General features: G+C 48.2%; 15 protein-coding genes. 3 read left to right on the top strand and 12 right to left on the bottom strand.

Annotation, left to right across the window (positions count from 1 at the left end; all coding sequences use genetic code 11):
- Positions 1-87: 87 nt before the first annotated feature.
- The 3 genes from lnt to I0P70_RS21390 form a co-directional block, all read right to left on the bottom strand.
- The gene (lnt, locus tag I0P70_RS12735; RefSeq protein ID WP_196118408.1) at positions 88-1,650 is read right to left on the bottom strand and encodes an apolipoprotein N-acyltransferase; all 1,563 of its coding nucleotides are present in this window, start codon (positions 1,648-1,650) and stop codon (positions 88-90) included.
- Positions 1,651-2,505: 855 nt separating this feature from the next.
- Positions 2,506-3,483 (bottom strand): helix-turn-helix domain-containing protein, encoded by a 978-nt coding sequence (locus tag I0P70_RS12730; protein WP_196118406.1) that lies wholly within the window; start codon positions 3,481-3,483, stop codon positions 2,506-2,508.
- A gap of 119 nt (positions 3,484-3,602) precedes the next feature.
- Positions 3,603-3,746, bottom strand: coding sequence for a hypothetical protein (locus I0P70_RS21390; RefSeq protein WP_230392171.1), 144 nt, complete (start codon positions 3,744-3,746; stop codon positions 3,603-3,605).
- 80 nt (positions 3,747-3,826) lie between these two features.
- Here I0P70_RS21390 and I0P70_RS21385 point away from each other — a divergent pair, with 80 nt between their 5' ends.
- The 3 genes from I0P70_RS21385 to I0P70_RS12715 all read left to right on the top strand — a co-directional run bounded on the left by I0P70_RS21385 (position 3,827) and on the right by I0P70_RS12715 (position 8,711).
- On the top strand, positions 3,827-4,300 hold the full coding sequence (locus I0P70_RS21385; protein ID WP_230392170.1) for an ROK family protein: 474 nt from the start codon (positions 3,827-3,829) through the stop codon (positions 4,298-4,300).
- A 420-nt stretch (positions 4,301-4,720) separates the two neighbouring features.
- Positions 4,721-7,129, top strand: a complete 2,409-nt coding sequence (locus I0P70_RS12720) for a T9SS type A sorting domain-containing protein (protein WP_196118404.1) — start codon at positions 4,721-4,723, stop codon at positions 7,127-7,129.
- Complete coding sequence (locus I0P70_RS12715; protein WP_196118402.1) at positions 7,101-8,711, top strand: hypothetical protein; 1,611 nt, start codon at positions 7,101-7,103, stop codon at positions 8,709-8,711. Before I0P70_RS12720 ends, I0P70_RS12715 begins: the two co-directional genes overlap by 29 nt.
- Before the next feature lie 550 nt (positions 8,712-9,261).
- Here I0P70_RS12715 and I0P70_RS12710 read toward each other — a convergent pair.
- The 9 genes from I0P70_RS12710 to I0P70_RS12670 form a co-directional block, all read right to left on the bottom strand.
- The gene (locus tag I0P70_RS12710; protein WP_196118400.1) at positions 9,262-9,954 is read right to left on the bottom strand and encodes a GDSL-type esterase/lipase family protein; all 693 of its coding nucleotides are present in this window, start codon (positions 9,952-9,954) and stop codon (positions 9,262-9,264) included.
- 60 nt (positions 9,955-10,014) lie between these two features.
- Positions 10,015-11,277 carry a sugar MFS transporter gene (locus I0P70_RS12705; RefSeq protein ID WP_196118398.1) on the bottom strand — a complete coding sequence of 421 codons (1,263 nt, stop codon included), beginning with the start codon at positions 11,275-11,277 and terminating at the stop codon, positions 10,015-10,017.
- A gap of 3 nt (positions 11,278-11,280) precedes the next feature.
- On the bottom strand, positions 11,281-12,468 hold the full coding sequence (locus I0P70_RS12700) for an AGE family epimerase/isomerase (protein WP_196118396.1): 1,188 nt from the start codon (positions 12,466-12,468) through the stop codon (positions 11,281-11,283).
- Between the two features lies 1 nt (position 12,469).
- Positions 12,470-14,098 carry an alkaline phosphatase PafA gene (pafA, locus tag I0P70_RS12695; RefSeq protein ID WP_196118394.1) on the bottom strand — a complete coding sequence of 543 codons (1,629 nt, stop codon included), beginning with the start codon at positions 14,096-14,098 and terminating at the stop codon, positions 12,470-12,472.
- A gap of 12 nt (positions 14,099-14,110) precedes the next feature.
- Positions 14,111-14,929: an endonuclease/exonuclease/phosphatase family protein gene (locus I0P70_RS12690; protein WP_196118392.1), complete on the bottom strand. Its 819-nt coding sequence runs from the start codon at positions 14,927-14,929 to the stop codon at positions 14,111-14,113.
- A gap of 140 nt (positions 14,930-15,069) precedes the next feature.
- Positions 15,070-16,716 (bottom strand): RagB/SusD family nutrient uptake outer membrane protein, encoded by a 1,647-nt coding sequence (locus I0P70_RS12685; protein WP_370583216.1) that lies wholly within the window; start codon positions 16,714-16,716, stop codon positions 15,070-15,072.
- Between the two features lie 127 nt (positions 16,717-16,843).
- Positions 16,844-20,086, bottom strand: a complete 3,243-nt coding sequence (locus I0P70_RS12680) for a TonB-dependent receptor (protein WP_196118381.1) — start codon at positions 20,084-20,086, stop codon at positions 16,844-16,846.
- A gap of 49 nt (positions 20,087-20,135) precedes the next feature.
- Positions 20,136-21,365 carry a DUF5689 domain-containing protein gene (locus I0P70_RS12675; RefSeq protein ID WP_196118379.1) on the bottom strand — a complete coding sequence of 410 codons (1,230 nt, stop codon included), beginning with the start codon at positions 21,363-21,365 and terminating at the stop codon, positions 20,136-20,138.
- Positions 21,366-21,425: 60 nt separating this feature from the next.
- A complete protein-coding gene (locus I0P70_RS12670) occupies positions 21,426-23,513 on the bottom strand; it encodes a hypothetical protein (RefSeq protein ID WP_230392169.1) in 2,088 nt (695 codons plus the stop codon).
- Positions 23,514-23,568 lie beyond the last annotated feature (55 nt).

Raw genomic sequence — 23,568 nt, 5'->3', positions numbered from 1 at the left:
TTATATTGGTTGAAATTATAAATCCCTCGCATACAGCATCTTACAGTTTAACCCTGTAGATACGTTTGCTCCGGTTTGATTTAAAACTTAAGCTGAAAGGATCTCTGTCCTCCTGTAAAACCTGACAAGAAGCAGCAGTACCGTTGCTGAAAAAATGGTGTATAAAAAATAGTGATAATCAATCGGGGCGATCTGGTTAGGATAAATATCCACCCGCTGCACACTGCTCCGTTCAGAGTGATACCGGGCTCCAATATCACCACTTGCCCGTATCAATCCGGATACTCCCCTGTTGTTGTTAATTACCAGATCTTTTCTTGCTTCTATTGCTCTGAGTCTGCCGTTGTAAAAATGCTGCTTTGTAATAAAGAAGTCTGAAAACCAACCATCATTGCCTAGATTGATAAGGAAGGAAACCTGATCAGAAGCTAGCCTGTTTGTTAAAGCAGGTACAGCCGATTCGTTACAGAGCAATACACCAGCCTGACCCCATGGCGTTTTTATAGCCTGCTGCCTGGCCCCTTGCTGCACCACCAGCCCGTTGCCTGATAAGAAAGGAAGGATGATATTTCCATTATCGTTAAAAAGTGGCCTTTCGATAAGCGTGAGCAGTTCGTGCTTATCATGTCGGTCCAGTACCTCTCCTGTCGGGTTGAAGAAATAAGCGGAATTGAAGACTGCATTACTATTCTGATCAACAGCAGTGCTCATCCCAAGCAGAAAATGAGCATTTTTGCCAGAAGTGGCTTTGGAGACTTCCTTTAGAAAGTCGTCGTCCGCACTATAAGTCCAGGGAATGACGGTTTCAGACCATAGGATAAGGTCTGGGTTATCCACCACAGCCTCTTCATTGAGAGAGAGCAGACGCTCTACCAATGCATTTCCATTATGTTCATTCCACACAGTTTCTGGTGGCAAAGAAGCCAGGACAAGCGCTGTACTTATTTTAGGATGGCCAGTCGTAGCAGCCTGTTGTGAGATATTATAATAAAGCCATACGCCGGCTATAAACTGAGTCACAAGTATTAAGACTGGCAGCAGTAGCCACCTCCATGCTTCGGAATGAATGGCGTGACTGAAAGTATAGTTTACCAGAACCAGCAGAAAGGAGAGCATGTAAACACTACCTGCAGCTGCAGACTGCGCCATGAATAAGCTCCCGGCCTGAGAGATGCCGATACTATAGCTCAACCACGGCATCCCGGCGAAGAGTGCAGCACGCATCCACTCAAAAATCACCCAAAAAGAAGCCATTAAAAAGGCATTGAAGCATATAGCAACGAAAGAAGTGTTTGCAAACCTGGCTTTGGCAAATGCGGCAAACTGCAAAGCATACAAGCTACTGATAACTAACACCGAAAGCAGCCAGCAACCTATACCTAGTGTTAAGCTGCTTTGCGCATACCGGGCAATGGCAGGTATCATCCAGTAGTTTAGTATACCTGCGGACACAGCACCAAAAATTGCCCCTATATAAACTGCCTGGCGAACCTGAACTACGTTGCATAGTGGCAGAAATAGAAAGATGAGTGCAAAACAGGCAATGACATAGTTCACAAGTATCAAAGAGATGCTTGTCAGAATTGCAGAAATAATTACAGCGGTGTAACTATAATTAACAGTAAAGATGCGCAGCTGTTGTATGAGCATTGGCTTATATTGAAGAGCACAACATGCAGGAGCCCTGCCTCACATTTCTAACAAGGAGTAAGCTCCATAGGGGCATTGCTTCTGCAGGCAGCTTGTTCGTGTATTCCGCTTTGGAACCTGGTCTTATCAGGCAAAATGAATTAATATCCATAAATGCCAGAGACTGAACTAGTAGATGCTCCCCAGCAAAAAATGCAGCAAATCGTTTCACAAAATGGGTGTAAAGGTTCGGCTATAAGTTCTGTTTCTAGAAAATGTAGTTGAGTAAGTATAATTAGTTTTCTATAGCCAAGCAGGTGGTACCAGGTCGTAAATTCAGGTAACTACAGGTGGCATCGTTCTAACCGTGCTTCACTGCGCTCTCCTTCTGCATCACATAGCTAAAATCCCTTAAAGATCGGCTTAGCAAATGAATAGCAGAGGCTTATAATTTGGTGCAAAAATACAAGCTGTTATAACAACGATTCAACTATGCTGCCTACTCATTTGTCCTGTATTAAAAACGGAGACAAAATAGACAGTAATGACCCTTAATTGAAACATCGCTATTCTAACTCAAATCATGGTATAGTTTTATCCCGTATTCGACCTGAGCTACAGAAGACAATTTGATCGTCAAAAAATCAAAAACTACCCATAGAGTACTGTCTACTATTATTTAAGTATTCCAGAGACGTTGAAGAAGGGGACTAACCAATAGTATGCAGGATGAAAGGCGTATCTATGCCTTGTTATGTTGCACAGTGTTTGCAAGTGAGAAGTGCAAAACTAATAGTGGGATGCAATCAAAATAATACATGCTTCTTTATACTATAGCGAATATAAATGCAGCATTTAAGGGATTACTATTTGACACTAAACACCTTTTAAAGCGGCTAAATAGGCCTTCGGACTAAGGCCTTCCATTTTATTAAATGCTTTATAAAACGCACTTCTGGAGGCAAATCCTGCATTAAAAGCCAAAGATTCTATGGTGAAATTCTGCAGGGACTCCTCCTTCTCTAATTGAGTCTTCAGGTAAGTAATGCGGTAATGATTTAAAAACTCTGTAAAGCTTTTCTTATGGTACATGTTTAATGCCAAAGAAAGCTTGTAGGAGGGAATACCTAAACGTTTGGCCAGGCCCTGCACTTTCAATGTCTTTTCCCGGAAGCATTCCGTTTCCAGTAGAAACTGTTCTAATCTCTCGAGAATGCCTGCTGCCTCCTGCACCTGCATTTGTTTATTAGTCTGCTTGATAACGCGGGATAATGTTTCCGGCTTTATATCCAGAAAGGAGGCCACAATTTCGAGCGGAAGGCGGTCGATGTAGCCGGGCTTTGATTTGATGAAATGCAGGTAACGCTCTTCTGCGTTGCCAATACGAACGACATGTGACCGTTCCTGGGCTTCTCGATAATAGTTTTCGTATACCTGGCGAATGATAAAGTTCATCTCAAAATAGCGGGCATACCAGCCTTGGAGAATATCCGTGTGCACGCCCACCAGCAGGGTCGGTCCCACGGCCACAATGGCTTCCCGGGAGGGTTCTTGACCATAAAGCCCGGATAAAGAGCTGACAAACTCGTTTTCAACAGAAATATAGGTGGTTATTTTCTTATGCTTGTGCATAGAATAAGCCATCAGGGCGCCTTCCCGGATGAAATACATGTGAAGGCATCTCTCCCCCTGGTAAAGCAGATGTTCCCCCTCTTGAAGCCGCAAGGTGACGGTGTGCCTGTAAAACTCTTCCCGCAGGTTGTCGGAAATCGGATGCGAGGCCTCGAGCAGCTTCAGAACATGGGCAATGTCATCGGCTTTGGCGGGCAGGTATTCAGTGTAACTTTGACTCATAGGGTGACACCTCTGAATAGACTTTGGGAAAACATAAACAGTAAATGTGCTGTCACAAGTTATTTCCGGTCAGTAAAGTTAGCCTAAATTCCTACTTTCTATATAGAAAATTTGCACTATTAATCCATCCCTGCTGTGCCTCCCGCCATGCGGTGCCGGTGCATAAAGCGGACCCGCCGCTCCCTTGGCTTGTTTTGGCCACCTGCCGAGACGGGGATACGGTCGGTGATCAAGCCAGAATCAACCACCAACACATTATTCATGCTGCTCTGAATGATGACATGCTGGCTATTGAGATTATCTCCGAAACAGGTGAAAAATAGGACGCGGAATCGCAGCGATCATGAACCTGTTCAATCCTGAATTAATCATTCTGGGAGGAGCATTGGCAGCAACAGATGCCTATATTAGACTTCCAATCAAAGCCGCCATTAATAAGTATTCCTTAAGCCATGTCAGCACCGACACGGAACTCAAGATGTCCAGTCCCGGTAGAAAAGCAGGCGTCATGGGGGCCTGTCTTCTGGCAAGAGATAAAATATTGTCCATACACGGCCTCGTTCTTTCCCTTGTCCAGGAACGTCATGTGGTGGTACCAGGTGATTTGTGCAAGCGTTCCTCGTACAAATCTGTCTTCTATCGTTGCCGGAAGCGCCAAACCGATTTGTGCAGGTGGCTTTTGCACGAAGTCAGGCCATGCATCTGCCAAGGCGTGCATGTACTTGAATCCAGCACAAGGTCAAGGTATACTTCTTCCACATACTTTCTGATTTTAACATACTTTATCCCGGTTGCTTGTGCAAGCTTCTCCAGGTAAGGCATGCGAGCCTTTTCATCATAGAACAGATCCCTTTGCAGTATGTCCTTCAAAAAAACATGAGGGGCTTTCCCATTCTCTGTCAGCCTAATCACCTCACCCTTCATCGAACTGATATTCAGTAACATACCCTTGATTTACATACTGTTTTCATTCACGTACCTAAACTTTTACATTTAATTTGATTTTAAAGTAGTCCCGAGACTTTATAGCCTCCTATAGAAATTACAGTGACTGCGGGCACTGCTCCTTCTATATGCTTTTCAGATCAAATAGTGAAGATCTCCCAAGTCAGGGTGACCTTCTTTATAAGTCAAAGACTGCAACCGTTGTGAATACCCTCCGTACCAAACAAATATTTTGATATCTTTATATAAGAATTGCAGCAAATTTGCTCTTAATCCCCACTGTTCCTGAGCCATGCGCCTGATTTATACGTTTTTAATGCTTCTTCTACTGCTTTCATGCCCAGTCGTCGCCCAACAGGTGGAATGGGTCAAAGTATTTCCGAAGAACGGCTATGACAGCCAGGTTACCGTAAAGACGGATCTTGACGGAAACATCTATCTGGTCAACACGCATCCGTCAAACAGAAACTCCGGGTCTATTACCAAAATGAATTCCGATGGGGTCATCCTATGGGATATCAATTTTAGCTATCCTGCCGGGCAAAGTGATCAGGTCATAAATTTCACGCTGGACCCAGCCGGAAATCTTTACGGTACCCTCATTTTTGCGGGCACTAATGGCTTTGATCTAAAAGCAATGAACGGCACTTTCCCCATTGGAAAGAGTCCCGAGGGCACGCCCTCCAACAGTTATGCTACAAATGTACTGACCTTCAAAATAAGTAAGGATGGGGAATACAATTGGTCCACAGTGTATAATACCTATAACTATCACATACACACCGCTGAATTAAGATTCGACCCCCACACCAACACCCTTTACCACGTCGGCGCTTACGCCCTTTTTCTGAATTCTGACAAAACAACGTTGAACACCCTTGCCACCCGCGACAGGGACCTGGTGCCTACTGTTTTCTTCTGTGCTTTGAACGCAGAAACCGGTGAGGAGCAAGTACTAAAAAACTTATACATGGGCGGTGCTGGCACGCTTGTTCCGCTGAGTGACCGTCTTTCCTATTTTCAATCTGCCACCACAACCCCTTATTGGCAGCACCTGAATCACCAGGGAGAACCCCTCCAGCATAAATCCTTTGCGACTGATATGCACGGCTACACGCACCTGAGCGAACCCTTCCTGATCCAGGCGGGGCATTCAAGTTATCGTGATCCTGTCCGGGGATCTTATGACACCCACAATAAAATCAGGATAACGGATCTCTATGGAGATGTTGTTAGAGAGAAAGAATTCTTCTACTGGAATGAGCTGTACCAGCAAAAATACAGGGTGTTTGGAAACTTTGATGTACAGCGCATCCACGAAAATGCCCTATTGGCCCTGATTTCGGGGCCACCGGCCAATTTTGACACAGATAAAGCGCCCTTCGATGGGGAAATGCTCACGGCACGTAATTTTCGTTTCCTTTTGCTTGACAGGGAACTGAATATCACCAAAAAGCTTCCAGCCTCTTCAAGTAACAGCTTATCCAATTCCTCCCTGCTGTACAGCCAGAAGGACAAGGCGCTCTACTTATTTCTGGAATCACGGGTCAAAAACAGTTTTACGGTCGGCGGTACGATCATTGACATTCCCCCGAACAGGAATTATGTATTGGTAAAGCTCACTTTGGATGAGCTAATGGCAGCGCAGGATCACGCCAATGTGCTGAGCTTCCTTGTGGATGGGCAGATTTCATCAGCCGGTATCAATCATGAAAACAAGGTAGTGACTGCTTTTGTTGGCCCTGGATCGAACTTAACGCATCTCAATCCAAAACTATATGTGTCCGAAGGTGCCAGGCTTAAAGCGCCCTTGAGTCTATCTGCCAATTTTAATCACCCTCAGAAAGTGACAGTGGTCAGTCATTCAGGCAAGGAGCAGCAGTGGACACTACAGGTCAAAAAAACTTTGGGCACCGGAAACGCAATCGAGCTTGTTGAATTCCCGGGGCAGCTTCATGTGTTGATTGATAGCCTCCATAAAAGAGTAGATGTGCTTGTCGCAAATGACGTAGATCCGGATAATCTAAGGTTATCCGATTTCAAGGCATCAGCCTATGCTACCGTTTCGCCTGATCCATATCAGATGAGCGACTTTTCACAGACCCGGCAATTGCTCATTACAGCGGAGAACGGAGAAAAAAGCAACTGGAGCCTTCATGTCAGCAGAAAGCTGCGCGGTGAGAACAGCATTCTGGATATCAGCCTGAAGGACCAGCTCGGCCCCAGCAGGATAAACGATATTGACAGAGTCATTGCGGTGAGCTTAGCCCGGTCTGCAGACTGGTACCAAACGATAGAGCACCTTGTCCTGTCTCCTGGAGCGAATGTTCTCAGCCCTCCCGGTCATGTGCACGACTTCTCCACGGAGACAAAGCTAACGGTCGAGGCAGAGGATGGCAAGCAAGCCGTTTGGACAGTTAAAGCCGAGAAAGTTAACGCTTCCAGCCTGCGTGAAGCAGTACAGGTTTATCCGGTGCCAACTGACGATGCCTTAACAATCGATTTTCTGTTTTTAGAAAAATCCCCCGCCATCTTAGAGCTGATTGCAACTGATGGGCGCATGCTGTTTCGCACATCGATACCCCCCGGGAACAGCTCCAGGCATACATTCGATATAAGTTCTGTAAAACCCGGACTTTACATGTTACGACTGACTCATGCCAATCAGATGCATGCGCAAAAGATCATCATTCAACGCTGATACTCCGATGTACTACATCCGCAGAATTATACCTGTCTTGACTTGCTTGCTCCTGCTGGCTGGCTGCCAAAAGGAGGCAGACATACTCCCCGTCAAAACGCAGGTGTCCGTAACACTGGAAAAAGCAAAAATGCTGCACATCGCTGATGTAGCCCTGGAAGCCAGAATGGAGACCACGTCGGACCAAGAGGTCAGGTACGGCTTCATCATTTCAGAGTTCGAGACCCCATCACTGGAAAGAGGAAAGGTGATAGAGGTTGGCACTGCCAGAGAGTCTACCTCTTATTCCCATGTCTATTCCAGGACTGATACCGGCAAGACTTACCACATCAGGGCTTTTTCGCAGTTAAAGAACAACACAGTTTACTCCCAAACCCAAGTCTTCAAGCCCGTTGCGCCTGCGATTATGGGGGTATCTCCCGCAAAAATCAGCAACCTCTCTCCCTTAACTATCTCAACAAACCTAAAGGACCTAAACCCGGACCAGCACGTCGCCATTTACCTCGACCAGCACCCCCTTCAGGTAGGTGCTCGCTATAAAAGTCATGCCGGAAGCGTTTTCCAGGCAGAACTGCCCCAAGACCTGCTGGCTGGCAGCTACACGTTATCCATTCAGATTGATGATGTTCTGATAACCTATAAAGAGCAAATCACCGTGTTGCCAGGAAAGTGGGTCAGAGTGCTAGACCTTCCTTTCAATAATTGGCATTCCACTACAACTTTCGCGTATGGTGACTGGGTGTACGCCCTTCAGTTCAAATCCGGTAAAACTGAGTTTTTCAAACAAAACTACAAGACAGGTGATAAGGTTAATCTGACCCCATTCGGTCCCCAGTGGTTCTTGAAAAGCCCTGCTATCGTAGTGAAGCATCCATACGTTCACTTTCTGGGAGGGGAAGAATTCAATGGAGGTCTTTCGGGCGAAACGACCGCCAAGCACCTGGTTTATAACATCCTGAATGACAGCTGGAGCCAAGAAGGTGACATTCCTGCTGCGGCGAGAGTCAGTGCAGTGTCAGGGGTCTTTGAAGACAAGCTGTATTTTGGCCTGGGCCACGATCTTCCCCCAAGCTGGTCAATTGGTGCCCTGAAACTTAAGAACGACTTGTGGTCCTATGACCTGCGGACAAAACAGTGGAAGCAACTTGCTGATTTTCCGCAGTTCGGCAGAAGTGGCTGTGCAAGCTTTATGGTGGGACCACAGCTGCACATTGTCGGGGGAAATGAGCGGACCCGCACCAACAAAGAGAACTGGGCCTACGATGTCCGCTCAAACAGCTGGACAAGAAAAGCAGACTATCCCGGCAATGGCTACACCGGCTTCACAGGTTTTTCAGTAGATGGCGCAGGATACGTAGGACTCGGAGAAATCGGGGTTTTTGCGACGATAGATACCCGTGAGTTGTACAGAACTTTTTTCAGGTATGACCGACTGGCAGATAGCTGGAGCAGCGTGTCAGAGTTTAATGGGAATGTGCCTATCAATAAATACACAACTGCTGACAGAAACCTGGGCCTGCTAATAGGTACTGATGGATTATACTCGAGTAAGTCGCTCCCTGTTTACACTTTTATACCCTAGAACAGGGGCGCCTGACTCTGCAACCAGTTGAAGCTATAAGGGCATAAACTTGCTGATCTCCCTGAAAGACACCCTTATAACTTTTAGCAGCTGCTCCGATCAGAACTGAACTGCGGGGACCTCTCCTCCACCTACCAGAACTATGGTGATGTAAATGAACTGCTGGTGGCCAAGCTGCGGCAGACGACACGGCTATTGCAAGGACTTGGCGCCTGGAAAGGGGCTAAGAAGAAGAAACTTTAAGAACAGGGAGCAGGTTGATGTTTTTGATATGCAGGAACTCAATCACATAACTATTTATCCATTAATTACTTAACACCCCTTAATTCAGCAAGCACCCGACTTCCCCTTTCAGGGCTTTTAAGTGCTTTCTATATCCAAATTTGCTACTTTGTCCCATAAATATAAAGTTGAGAGAGTAAAAGCCTACCCTCCTACCTCCTAACAGTTTTATAACTGAGCAGCTGAGACGTTGTACAGTGGCCCTCCTAAGCTACTTTAAGGCCATGCTGCTCAAATTAAAACGCCTGTAATAGTACACAAAGCTTTATTAATCCGCTAAGTGAGGCTCAATAATGCTTCGCCAAATGTTGTAGCCCGTCGCTGTCATATGGAGCTTATCGGATAAAAACAGCTCTGCCTTAGGCATCCCGTCTGTCCCGATCATAGGGCTGCTTACATCCAGAAACTTTACCTTTCGGTGCCATAAAGCATACCGTTTGATTTTCTGATTAACCACCTGCATCGTCGGATACCGGTCCCATCGGGAAATGCTTGGCTTTATAGACAGATACACCAGTTCTGCTTTGGGGAGTTCTTTTTTCATCTTCCTTGCAAAGGCCTTAAACTCCTTAAAGGTCATTTCCGAAGTACTACCAGCCGCAATGTCATTTTCCCCGGAGTACAGGAAAACTTGCCTGGGCTGATATTTCTTCACTATACGTCCGAAATAAAAGGTCGCATCGCCCAGCCGGGATCCGCCAAAACCACGCATAATTATTGGATAGTCCGGATACTCCTGGGGGAGCGAAGTCCACCTCTTAATAGAGGAGCTACCCGTAAAAACGATACCTCCCTTAGCGGGCATATCCAGGCTGTCTTTCCGCTCAAAGGCGCGAATTTCTTTCTCCCACTTGGCTGGATGCAGAGAATCCTGAGCCAGCAGGGTGGAAGTTGCAAAACTCAGCAGTCCGAGCAAGGCAACAAAGAAGGAAGATAGCCGTGACCTTTGTCCTGTTTTCATTCAAATATCGAAGTGAAATGTTATTGAAATGCCCGATCAGCGTTAAAATCAGGTTCAAGCTTACAATGAATGCCTTTTGAGAGTATTAGATGGCTTGTATCCATTCAGACCATAAAATATAAGGTAGAAGTAGCAGCACAATGGAATGATGAAGGCTATTCCCCAGGAAAAATGATCTATCAACAAGCCTTGGGCATAAGTCACAAATGCTCCTCCTACTATTGCGGTAGAAAGTAGACCGGAAGCCCTGGTTGTGAATCCTCCCAGACCATTTACTGATAAAGAAAAAATAACGGCGAACATAATGGAATTGCACAATCCAACCAACACCATCGCCCAGACTGCCAGATAGCCTGTTGAAAGAATGGAGGTCATTATCAATGCTACAGACAAAGAAGCAACGATAACCAGTACTCTTGAAGGCTGTAACAGCTTTAACACATAGGCACCTATGAACCGGCCAACAAGCATGCCACCCCAGTAAAAAGACAAGTACAGATTGGCCGCATGCTCCTCGATCGAAAGTGTATCTGCAATATAGTTCGTCAGGAAGGAGCCGATGGCCACTTCCGCACCGACATACATGAACAGGGCGATGATGCCGTAATTCAGATGGCGGAAACTGAAAATGGATCGCTGTCCTGTCCCTTCTGCTTCTTCATCACCTGCTGAGGCGGAAATCTGAGGCAAAGCTAAACGAAACACAATAATTCCAATTAACAGCAGCCCGAGGCTGATCATCAGATAGGGTTTCACCAGGGCATCGCTTGATGCGTTTGATTCACTTAACCGCGAGAGGATGAACTGGGCTCCAAAAATAGGCGCCACTGTCGTACCGATGGATCCAACCCCCTGTATAAGCGTCAAGCGGGAGGCGGCAGTCTTTGGTGAACCCAACACGGTTATGTAAGGATTGGCAGCAACCTGCAACAAAACGATTCCCGAGGCAACAATAAACAGGGCTGCCAGGAATAACTCATACTGGTGGAACCAGGAAGCGGGCAGAAACAGAAAAGCGCCCAATCCGGCTATCAGGAAACCGGCTACCATTCCATTCTTATACCCAATCCTTTCCACTATTTTCCCTGAGGGGATGGACAGTAAACCATAGGTAAGGAAGAAGTAGAACTGCACCAACGAGGATTGGGAATAAGTAAGCGTGAAGCCCTCCTTAAAAAATGGGACCAGGGTATCGTTTAATACCGTAATGAACCCCATCATAAAATACAGTACCGCCAAAGCTATGAGCGCAGGCAGGTAATTCTTGCTAGGTGTGGTTTCCTGGGATACCTCCAGCTGGTTTTTAACCGGTAACATGGCCATATTCTACGATTTTGCTAATGAATACTTACTTTCCGCTACCCTTTCCATCGTCTTCCACAGCTGATATAAGCCTCTGGGCACGTGAAAACAACCTTTCCACTTCCCGCCCTTCAGGGGAAGCAATACCTCGCCCTGCCTGTTCAAGTAACCGAACCATTCGCCGTGTTCCTGATCCACAAAGTGATCCCAGGTGTATTGATGGAGCTTCTCAAACCACTCCCAGCACTGCTCGTTCCCTGTGTGCAGGTACCCTTTGAGCGCTGCGATCATGGCTTCGATATGCACCCACCACAGCTTCTGATCCCACTCCAATTGCTGAGGCGGATTGCCTTTGATGTCCATGAAATAAAACAGTCCCCCATGCTCCTTGTCCCAGCCAAACTCCAGGGTAGAAAGCACAATCTCCACACACTGCTTTATCAAGGCCGTGTCATTTGTCCGCTCGGCTATATCCATGATGAACCACATGGCTTCCAAGCCGTGGCCCGGATTTACGAGTCTGCCCTCAAAAGAATCAGAAAACTTCCCATCCATGTCCACATTCTCCAGGATAATTCCCAGCTCCGGCTGATAGAAAGTCTTCATCACGGTATCTACCCCTTCGGCAATGGTCTGCTCCACCAGCTGCGGATCAAGCAAATGCTCCACTTCCAACACCAGGTTACACATGATCATGGGGAGCGAGAACCCCTGCAGATCCCTGGTCCCGGGGAAGGCCTTCGAAAATTTCCCTTTTGGATGCTGTTTCCGCTCCAGGATCTTATGAAAGCTATCAATGGCAACTTTGGCATACACGGCATTGTCGGTTGCTTTGCTAAGCTGAGCAAATGCCATCGTGGCAAAGCAATCCGAGAATATATTGTAAGCCTGTGTGAGCGGTTTTCCCTCCCTCGTCAGGGAAAAATACCAGTCCTGCTGTTCATCCCGTCCGTTTTTCTTCAAAAACTCAGCCCCCTGCCGGGCTGCGTCTAACCAGGACTGCTCCCCCATCGCGTTGTAAAGCATCGAGAACGTCCATACCTGCCTGCATTGCAGCCACATGAACTTATCCGTGTCATAGACACGTCCATCTCTGTCAAGACATGTAAAAAAACCGCCATTGACCGTATCAACAGAATGCTTCATCCAGAAGGGCACCACGTTCTCTAAAAGATTGGACTTGTATAAGGCTGCGTAATCAATTTTAGTCATTTCAGTTTGATTTAAGTTCTACATGTAGGGCTTTTCCAATGCTTCCACTGGGCGCTTGAAGATTTAAGAGCGAAGAAAGGGTTGGGGCGATGTCCGTTATTTCAACGCGCTCGTTCGAATGCCCCGCTTTTATTTTCCATCCCATAAAAATCAGGGGGATTTGTGTATCAGCCGGATTCCAGGTGCCGTGTGTGGTTCCTTTCAAGGGACCATCGAACCAGCCAGGCTCCTGTATAATCATCAACTGACCGCTTCTTTTAAAATGATAGCCATTGACCATCATCGTTCGGATAGGCTCAGGTATGGCAAGCTGACTGGCGTTGTCCATGTCAGCCACAAACTGTACCCCTGGCTCTTGTCTCAAATACCTTATCGCATGTGATTTTATCGCTTGGAAGTCCAAACCAGCTGCCTCTATCTTCGCCACATCAAAATAAACCTGGTAATTATAGATGGCTTTGACTAAGTCATCCGTTTGGAATCTTTTGGCTAGCAATTCATTCAATGGCTTGACCTTCTCCTTTCCCCTCAGCCACCCTGTCGGAAAACGGAGCGATTCCAGATACCCAATGGACTGGGCGGCTCCATGATCTGCCGTCAGCACCACCAGGTAGTTATCGACTCCGATCTTCTTGTCGAGGTATTTGAAGAAAGACGCTAAGTCCTGATCGAGTCTTAGGTAGGCATCCTCCACCTCCATGGAATTGGGCCCGAACTGGTGGCCAATGTAATCCGTGGAGGCACAGTTGATGGCAATCACATCGGTCACGGTCCCGCTACCCAGCTGATAACTTTCGATGGCGCTTTTGGCGAATTCCAGAATTAAGGTATTCCCCATGGGCGTGTTGCGGATAACCCCTTTGTCAGTTTGATAGCGTTGCTTCACTAAGTGCGGAAAACCCGTTGTTTGTGCCCCCTTAAAAGGTCTTTCCCAGGCTTCCTGGTCGTTCGTGCTTTGCAGGTAAGTAGCAGCAGGGTATAGGGTTTCCCATTCATGCGCCAGTAATTGCTGTCCCAGATGCTGGCTGTTGAATTTTTCTACCCACGTGGGCAAATCCTGGAAATACCAACTGCTGGTCACAAACTTGCCACTTTTGTCGTCATACCAGAAGGCGCCTGTCGGCTTGTGACCAGCGGGCAGAATGGCGGCCCTGTCTTTCAGGGAAACACCGACCACCTTGGATCTGAAATTCGAAGCCAGCATCAGCTCATCTGTCCAGGTCGTGGCGAGCAGCTGTCGGGGAGACATGCTTTTAAGGGCTTCTTCTCCCCCTACAAGGTGGGTCGTACTGTCGTCGGTGCAGTATACCATGCGATTAGATTTCAAATCAAACCACTCATTGCCGGCTATGCCATGTATGGCTGGCACTGAGCCTGTATAAATGCTGGCATGTCCCACTGCTGTCATGGAAGGCACATAGTTGATGAAGGTATTGTTGAAGGAGTGGCCCTTGCGCAACAACCGGTTAAACCCATCTTCCCCGTACCTGTCCTGATACCGATGTAAATAGTCCCATCTCATCTGGTCTATCACGAGTCCAACGACCAGTTTAGGAGGGGAGCCTGCGTGTACAGTCATGCCTGCAATCACCAGGCACAGTGTCGCAAGCACTCTAAAAAAGCTTGTCATAGGGATAGGGGTTTAATCTTCAAATTCAAGCACCGCCACCAGTGGCAAGTGGTCCGAGGCATAGCGTTCCGACACAGTATAATAGTCTTTGACGGTGAATTTGGAAGAGGCTGCCCTGTTTAGCAGAATGTAGTCAATGGTCGTTATGGGCCTTCCGGCCGGAAAGGTGGGAGGGCAGGTATCGCCGCAGCCCATCTTGAACCCCTCCTCATACAGGCTCCAGTTTTTGTTTTGAGGATCCATGTTGAAATCCCCGCCAATGATGATGGGAGACTGAGCAAATGGAGCTAGCACCCGCATGAGCTCCCTGGATTGCAGTTCCCTGTTTTTATCTGTCAGATGATCTAAGTGCGTTGAGACAAATAGCATTTTCTGTCCCTCTGCAAATTCGACCTCAATAATGCCGGCAGCCCGCAGTTCAGCACCAGAACCGTCCTCTACAGGCAGTGCATGAACGGATGAAGAAAGAATCGGAAAGCGGGACAGCAGCGCGACGCCATAATCTCCACCGGACCTGTCAATTGCCTTTGCAAAAAAATAGTGCATACCCGTCAGCTTTGCCAATTCCTTTGCCTGATGCAGGGTGGTTCCGGAGCGCGCGGTGTGCACGTCTACTTCCTGCAGGGCTACTAAGTCAGGCTTTTCACTGTTGATTGCCTTGGCTGTGGCAATCAAATCTACTTCTCCGGCTGGTTTGGAGGGTGGGTTCCCAATATGAATATTGTAGGACATTACTTTGATGGTCTGCTTTTTAGGCTCGGGCGTGCCTTCAGAGGAAGTTTTGCACGAAAGCAGCAGGAACAGGGCAAAAAAGCCTGTCAGGTATTTCATATTCATAAGCTTAGCAGATACACTGTTGAAAAATAGCAAAGACTATCTCCCCCCTACCCCAATTAAAAACGCCACGTTAGTAGGGGTAGAGGAAGAGGATAGTTATTAAGCAGGTATAGAGGCACTGGCTGTGCTGTTTTCTACCACCCCGGGTTTTGGCCGAGTGCCGGGTTGAGTAAGCGCTCTGACTCAGGTATGGGGTACAGGTAAAATTTGTCTTCCCATATCCTCGGAATTGTGTGTAGCCAGATAATTTCCCCTTTGTCACCCTGAGATAGCACTAAGGGATTCGGCCTCCCGTTCGCATTGTCAGAGACGTTGATATAAGTGACTCCCGCAACCGGTGTGCTTGGCATGGATTTATAGAAGGCGACATCCAGGACGCCATCCTCATTCAGATCCAATGGAACATTCAACCCTGGGACATACATACCATTCCACGTCTTTTCTAACAGTTTACCTTTGTTCCATCGCACGAGATCATAGAATCTGAATCCTTCAAGCGCCAGTTCGATACCCCTTTCTCTGCGCACTTCAAGCAAGGCTGGATTACTGATCTCAGGGAAAAACTCGCGCTGCAAATAAGGGTCTACTGTTGTTGGCATAGTGGAATTCATGATGCCTGCCCTTTGCCTTAACGCTCCGATTGTCTGAGCCCAGTCAAGGTCAGTTAAAGCTCCAAGCTCCGCTTTTGCTTCCGCGTAGTTCAACAACACCTCCGCATAGCGGATGACAGGAATGATGTTGTCATTGCGGCTCCCACTATCGTAGAATGTGTCATCCAGTGTCCACTTGATGGGTTGATAGCCTGTGTAGGTGTAGGAAAACTCAGGAGGGGAAGCAACCACGGTGCCTCCGTTAATCCGGGAGTACCCTTTTGTCCTGATGGTCTGGCTGAGCCTTGCATCCCTGTTTTTAACTTCCTCGCTAAACACCATGGTTTCGTATTGGGGGTTGCTTGTGAAAGGAGTGCCGTCCAGGTTCAGGTAAGTATTGATAAAGCTTCTGGTGAAATTTGCTCTGTCTCCATAGGTGGCACTCGTCCAGTACCAGTTTGCATCATGGTAAAGCGCCAGCTCATCGTCATAAATGTTGGCGAGCAACACTTCATTCGCGATCGGTGATTTACTTGTAAAAAGCTGCCTGTAAGCTTGGGAGCTGCCCCCACCTGTATGAAGGGAATAGGAGAAACCGTCCATCACGGCCTTTGCCGCCTCTGCTGACTGGGTGAACCATTCATCGGCTGTACTGCCCAAGTTATAGGAAGTATGATATTTCCTGAAAGTACCCTCAAATAAACAGACCCTGGATTTAAAAGCATATGCAACAGGTTGGGTGATCATGGATCTCGTGCCATCGTTCGTCGTCCGGATATGCTTGATCGCAAAGTCAAGGTCACGCAGTACTGAGTCCATCACCACTACCCGGGAATCCCTGCCATTGAACAAGTCCGGATCGTTCACGTCGAATGATTTGCCGATCCACGGCACATCCCCAAACCGCTTTACCTTATCAAAATAAAACCATGCCCTAAAGAATCTGGCGATTCCCATATAATGGTTTCTAGTCTCCTCCGGAACGGAGCTGTTGTTGTTGTTTTCAATAAAGTAATTGATGTTCCTCAGTTCTGACCAGTTCCACCCGGTACTTTGCCGAGGTCCATAAGCCCCCGGTCTGATGAAGTCGGGCACCTCTTTTCTGGCGATGTAATCCGACATGGCATCCCCACGCAGAATGTCAGATGCCGTGGGTAGGATGTTGTAAAAAGAATTTGAGTAGAGCGCCAAGCCATTCTCACTTTCAAAAACCGCCTCTTTCCCAACCGTTGACCTTGGTGCCTGATCCAGCTTTTCGCAGGCAGATAAGCTAAAGGCTATTATGAATAATATGTAAATCCGCTTCATCATTCTTGCTTTAAAACGTTATTGACAACCCTAAAGAATAGCTTTTCAACATGGGGTAGTTGAAACCATCACCATGATTGGTGGAGTCCAGGTCCTGGTCCGAAGCGCCCGTATTCTCTACATCTATATCCTTGGTGATCTTGTGCATGGGGGAATAGGCAAACAGGTTTTCACCAGACACATAGACACGGGCGGTATGTGCCCATATTTTGGAAGCAATTGCTTGCGGAAGGTTATACCCGAACTGCAGGTTCTTCAAGCGAACATAGGCTATATTCTGCAAATACCTGGTCTGTGTTTCCCGCAAAGTACCCCCTCCCGTCCAGGCAAGATAACCCGTGTATCTAGGGAAGTAGGCCTCTGGATTATCTTCTGTCCATATGTTGCCTATCTGTGATTTGGGAGGGTGTCCGTAAGGTGCATTGTACTGCCCCCAGAAGGTGTTAGCCCCTCTGCTAGGATACCAGTCTTGTTTGCCTACCCCTTGAAAGAAGGCACTAAAGAAGAAATTACTCCAGTCAGCGCCCAGATTCAGTCCGAACCTGTATCTCGGCTCCGAGTTACCGATGATTTTTCTGTCACCTGGCGAATCGACCGTATTCTCGCCAAAGTCAATCACTCCATCGTTGTTCAGATCCGCGAATTTAATATCACCCGGACGCCAGACACCCGTGGCTGTCGTATTGAACAGACTTTGATCCGCCGACCGGTTTACGTCTTCATTGGATTCAAAGAAACCAGCGGTTTCAAAGCCCCATATTTCTCCGATGCGCTGCCCTTCATAAAAGTCTGTTAACCGTTTTTCAGGATTGTTGTATTTTAGAATGGTGGACGTATGGTCTGACACAATGGCCCTTACATCATAGCTGAATGGTTTAGCCCCCAGGCTGAATTCGTCTCTCCAGCTAACAGACAGTTCCCAACCCTTTGTCTCCAGATCAGCATAGTTTCCTCTGGGTGTGGCAGCTCCAAAAACAGCGGGCAGCCTCACCCCAGGCGTGAACATATCCGTCGTTTTGCGGATATAGGCGTCACCGACAATATTCAGTCTGTTCCGCAGTAATGACAGATCAAGCCCTATATTTTGTGTGGTTGCCGTTTCCCAGGTCAGCCCGAAAGGAATCACGGAAGGGTTATTGGTGTACTGTGGCCTTACCCCATTCAGAATGCGCCCTAACTGGCCAACTGCAAGCTGCTCCTGAAAGACATAGGATCTGATATTGCCATTTCCCAGGGAGCCGTAGGAAGCCCTCAGCTTGAAGTCGGAGACGAGGTCCTCTGACACATTCCAAAAAGGTTCTGAGGAGATTCTCCAACCGGCGGAAACTGACGGAAAGAAGGCAAACCGCTCATGCTCTGGAAACTTAGAGGAACCGTCGTACCGGCCATTGACTTCCAGCAGGTAGCGATCCTTGAAATCATAATTCAGTCGGTAAAAGCCACCCATGATGTTCCATTGCTCCCACCCACCTGTTGTGATGATGGACTGGCCTAAAGCCAAATTCAGATCATCGGCATTCTCATAGATCAACCCGTTTCGCTGCGCGCCCACTCGCCGGTGCGTATTTAATTCATAATTAAATCCTGCCATGGCCTTTATGCGATGGACATCCTTGAAAGTATGCTGATACTCCCCATACAGGTTAGAGGCTATGTATTGCGTCTCTCTGTAGATCTCACGCAGGTCGTTCGTGTTTAGGCCCACATATTGAATAACTCCCGGGACCCGGCTGTAGGGTACTGGTACCCGAATTCTTTTTTCATTATCATCCAGGCTTTGAAATGTAAGATCACCTTTCAACTGAAACTTGTCCTCAAAGAATCTGGAAGTGAAGCTTGTCGTATTCCGAAGTAGCCTGCGGTCCGAGTCCATCCCGTTTTTGCCATACCAGAAGTCGCCCACTGTATAGGCTGCTGAGTGCGTCAGCGTACCATCCGGATTGAACATAGGGGCCATAGGAGGTCCTTCTGCCACCATATTTCGCCAGATACCCCCACCCTCTCCAACATTCAGCGGGTTGTGGTATTGTACATTGGAGAAGTCTGTGTTGTTCTCCAGCGTCAGCCATGAGAATACGTCTATCGCCCCTTTGGCCCGGAAATTATACATTTTGTAATCGTCCGAATTATACCTGAAAAGTCCGGGTTGATTCAGGTACCTGCCTGTCACATAAAAGCTCGTCTTCTCGCCACTCCCTGAGAAAGCAATGTTGTGCTCCTGGGAGTAGGTATGCTTCTTGTACAGCTGGTCAAACCAGTCCGTATTCTCATAATAGACATATTCTCCTGTAACAGGATCTACCTCCACCCTGGGTAAGGAGGGGTCCTTGGACCTGCGCTCCAGCTCTGCCAGGTAAGCAGGCGAGAACCGAAGTGTCTTGTTGACATTCTGAGGTGTGCTGGCGTAGTTGTTCCAACTTGAAAAAGCCTCGTTAAACATCGTTGCCCATTGATAGCCATCTGTTACGAAATCAGGAACGACAGTGGGTTCTTTAATGGCGAAGTTCGTGGTATAGGTAACGCTTGTTCTGTCTTTGGCTGGTCTTTTCGTTGTGATCAACACCACACCAAATGCGCCTCTCGCCCCATATATGCTGGCAGAAGCAGCGTCCTTTAAGACAGAAACTGTTTCAATGTCATGGGGGTTCAGCAGGGCCGGATTGCCCTCTACGCCATCTATCAGCACCAACGCATTGCCACCCTGCCCGATGGAGGTTGCCCCCCTGATATTAAAGGAGGGGGACTGCGTTGGCTTTCCGTCCGCTGGCGTCAGGTTTAAGTTGGGTAGGACGCCCTGTAACCCTTGCGACAGATTCGTGATAGGCCGATTGGTGAACACCTCAGCGGTCACCTGGTCAACAGCCCCCGTCAGGTTCTCCTTTTTCTGGGTTCCGTAGCCGACCACAATCACTTCATCCAGTGACTGGGCTTTATCTGTCAAGGTCACATTGATCTCTCCAGGCCCCTGAAAAGAAACGGTCTGTGTATTTGTACCGATGAAGGAGAACACAAGCTCCCCGGGAGATGGTGGAACTGTCAGCGAAAACCTGCCTTCGGAATCGGTTGCGGTCGCTGTCTGAGTCCCCTTTACATGCACACTCACACCAGGAAGCGGTTCTCTGTCCTGCGAAACGACCAGGCCTGTGAGGCGCCATGTCTCTTGTGTCTGCACACTTCTGCCCAGGGATTCCTTTGCCAGGCCCAGACAGAGCAGCAGGAGAAGGGAAGTAAAAAGCTTTAAATATTGTTTCATGGTGCAATGCTAAATATCAGTGTGAATAATATGCCTGAGTACTCCATCACTAAAATTGGAAAACAACGTCGTCGATGTTGATGCGGGGCCTGTTGTTATTGGCAAAAGGGGTTGAGGAATTCACAAACCTGATTCTTACTTGCTCATTTGCGGCCGCATTAACAGCTATTTCATCTGTCTCCAAAACTTTAGATTGCACATCAATGGTTAGCTGCTGCAGCAGGGTGAAAGTGTTGCCGCCGTCTTTTGAGATCTCAACATCGATTGTAGTCGGGTTCATGTTGGCAACCTCCGCGCTAGCCGGATAAATACCGTGGGACACTTTCAAGCCCTTAACCCCCTGCAGATCGAAATTCATGCTCACCATGCCATTCCGCTTGTCGTTGCCAACCGTGCCCTGCATGCGCACGCTCTGCGCCCCGTTTTTCATATCTGCCGAGGTAGCCGCTGTGATGGCGCCATCCAGGGTCCAGACACCTGTCTTGAAACTCAACTCCTTCACGTCATAGCTGGTATTGCTGGCATCCTCAAAATCCTCGGTCGTTTCAATCACTCCGCCCACGATGTCCTCGATATTCCTGGGATTGATATAGAATTTGTCTCCGCTTATCCGGACGATGCCGGTATAGGAGTTGGCCATGGCCGGCATGGTCACATCCGTGAACGCGGTATTGGGCTGAAGCATGGAATAAACGGCTCCGATGCCGTCCCGCAGCACTACCTCTCCCTCAAATCTCCCCTGCGTTCCACCGCTCAGGTTGACCTCAGAAACCTTTACCAGGATCGGACCCCAGAATTCCGCGTTGACCACAATGTCAGAAAGCGTGGTTGATTTTGGGGTAACCTCCACAGATCTTCCCGTTTTTTCAACAGCACTTGCACCTAAATCGGAAATGACCAGCTCTCCCTCCCTGGATGAGAGCGAGGCTCCTTCCAGATTAAGCGTTACCTCGTCGCCCTTCGCAAAACCGGAATTCCCAGACAACTGCAAGAGGATGGCGGCATCCTTCCCCTCCTCCTGCACGGCCACCATTCCTGCTTCCATATTGCCCCCAGCCACATCGGAAATCACAATGCCCTTGATGGCAGTGGCGCCGAACTTCAGGTCTTCGGACTGCTGCACCTTTCTTAAACCTGTAATATTCTGAGGCTTGGACAACGGCACAGGAGTGGTATCCTCGCTTTTACTGCAGGCCCAAACCGATAATAGCAGAATAATCGCCAGGCTCCTTCTTAATGCTCTATTCATCATATTTTTAGAGGTGTAAAGTGTAGACATTTGGATTGATGGTTATGCTTGATTGCTATGGATAGTGAATTTGATGCTGTCTGGAGAATGCTATTGTTTCCCTACTGGTTGTCCTTCTTTGAGCATGGCATTGATTTTCTCCTTTGCCATTTGCCTGAATTGATCATTGCCTTTGTAGCGAGCGTTGGTATTATCCCAAAAATTTTGTTTTTCCTTCGTAAGGATAAGGCTGTTGATAATCCAGCTCTGTGTCCACCCTGTCAGGGTGCCCCAGGGTCCCCAGCCCGAGTCCGCATTGGAGGCCCAGTAATCCCAGCGCTCGTAATCGAATGCCCTGAACCAGGCCCCATCTAAATCTTCATGCACAGGGCTGCTCACCTGGATCCGCACCAGAAAATCGGTGATCCGATTGGAGGCTGCTCTATAGGAAGGGTTGTTTGTGGCGGCGGCAGCTTCATTCAGGGCAAATGAGGCAAAATTCAAGGTATAGAGCAGGTCGGTGACCGGATCGCCATATTCTGATATCAAAGGGGCCTCCTTAGAGCCATATTCTTCATTGGATGCGATACGGCCGTATCTTCCCAGTCCCTCTTTCCCCAGCTTCTCCCGTATGGCGCCACTCTCCTGCAAGTCCTCCAGTAGCTTGTCTGCCACCAGCGCGAGCCATTGTCGATGCGTCGGGGAATCCTCCACGCGCACAAGCCAGGCCAATGGCAGCAGCATTCGTGCGTATTCCTGCTGGATACCGTTTGTCCACTTCCAGTCTGGGTGACGGTTCATGGTGATGGCAATGGCATCCTTGGCTTTCTGCAACAAAGGAGCGTACCCCGTCTTATCATAGAGCCAGAGGTAACAAGCCCATAGCCAGGATTCATAATGAGGATGGACGTTTACGATTTCACGATTGCCCAGGGTCTGCCAGTCCGTCTTCTGCATGGCTGCGTCTCTGAACCAGGGGCCCCTGAAACCATTTGTGCCGGCCGTTCTGAAATTCCCTAAAATCCCATCTAATATATAAGCGTCCCAATCACTGGTCCCGAGGTTGGCTGAGGCGCCGATGGTGGCTAGGAGCGCACGCGCATTGTCATCTCCGTAATAGGCATCCGGATCCGTAGTGGCCCAGCCAATCAGACCATAAGATGGACTCTGTGGATCATTTCGTTCTCCAGCCCGCAGGTTCGACTCCTTATAAAGGTGATGTAGTAAGTTTTTCGCTGTCTCCTTGTATTCGTCCCTCTCCAGCATGTGCGCCGCAGCACTGAGTGAATACGCTACTTCCGCCTGGCAGTCTGCCCGAAGCCACCACCGGTAGGGCTGGGATCCATCTGCCTGAATGAAGGAGGCGTGCCCTTCTAATATGCCTAAACTCCCATCACCAACAGGTTGAGCAGGTCCTACCGGTGGGTGCACCACCTCGATCCCGTTTTTCGAAGTTCTCTTCTCAAACAGTTCCTGCCATTCTGGATGTATGAACAAGCGTGCCTTGTAAAACCAATCTGAACCTTTCAGGATGGATCGTTCGTAGGCATTCGCCGGAAGCGCCTGCTCTTTCGAGTATGAGGGCCTGACTTCCTGGGGCCAATGCCGCAGGGTAATCGCATCTGCCGAGAGAAGATTCCTTAAAATGTACTCCCATACCCGGGACCAGGAGGCTGCAGGCCCAAACCGGGATGTGATCGCATCACTTAACTTTGTTGTGCTTATTAACATCCCCTGATGTTTGAACAACAGCGGGAAAGCCTCTACATCCTGCAAGCCATAATCAGCTTTGTCGTATCCCGCTACTTTCCCCAACACAATGAGCGGGCTTTCTGCTGCCTGTGAAGGGATGAACTGATGGTCGTTTACCCCCAAAAGATCGAGCGAATCAAGCCCGGAGATCTTGGAGGTATTGATGACACCTCTCTCTAACTTTATGCGTTTGGTCTCTGGAGGAAGTTCCATACCAGGAAGATTGGCAGGAAACTCCAGGTACACCTTTAATTTCTTCTTTTTAATCCGCTCAAAGGACTTCTCACTTAAAAGCACACGGGTAGCCGGATAGGAATCTGCTAGCAGGAGTACAGCGTCATGCTCGCCTGCTCTACTTATCGCCTCTTCCGCACTCTCCAAACGCAGAAAATCAAGCTGATTCTTAAGCAGTAGCTTTACAATATCGTTGTCCGCCGAAGCTGACACAACCAACTGTTGCTCTTTTAGGCTACCCCTACTCTCTGAGGCTTGCTTACAACCA

Origin of the sequence: Pontibacter sp. FD36, assembly GCF_015686655.1 — a bacterium.
Classification (GTDB): Bacteria; Bacteroidota; Bacteroidia; order Cytophagales; family Hymenobacteraceae; genus Pontibacter.
This window is presented reverse-complemented; position numbering and strand designations above follow the sequence as displayed.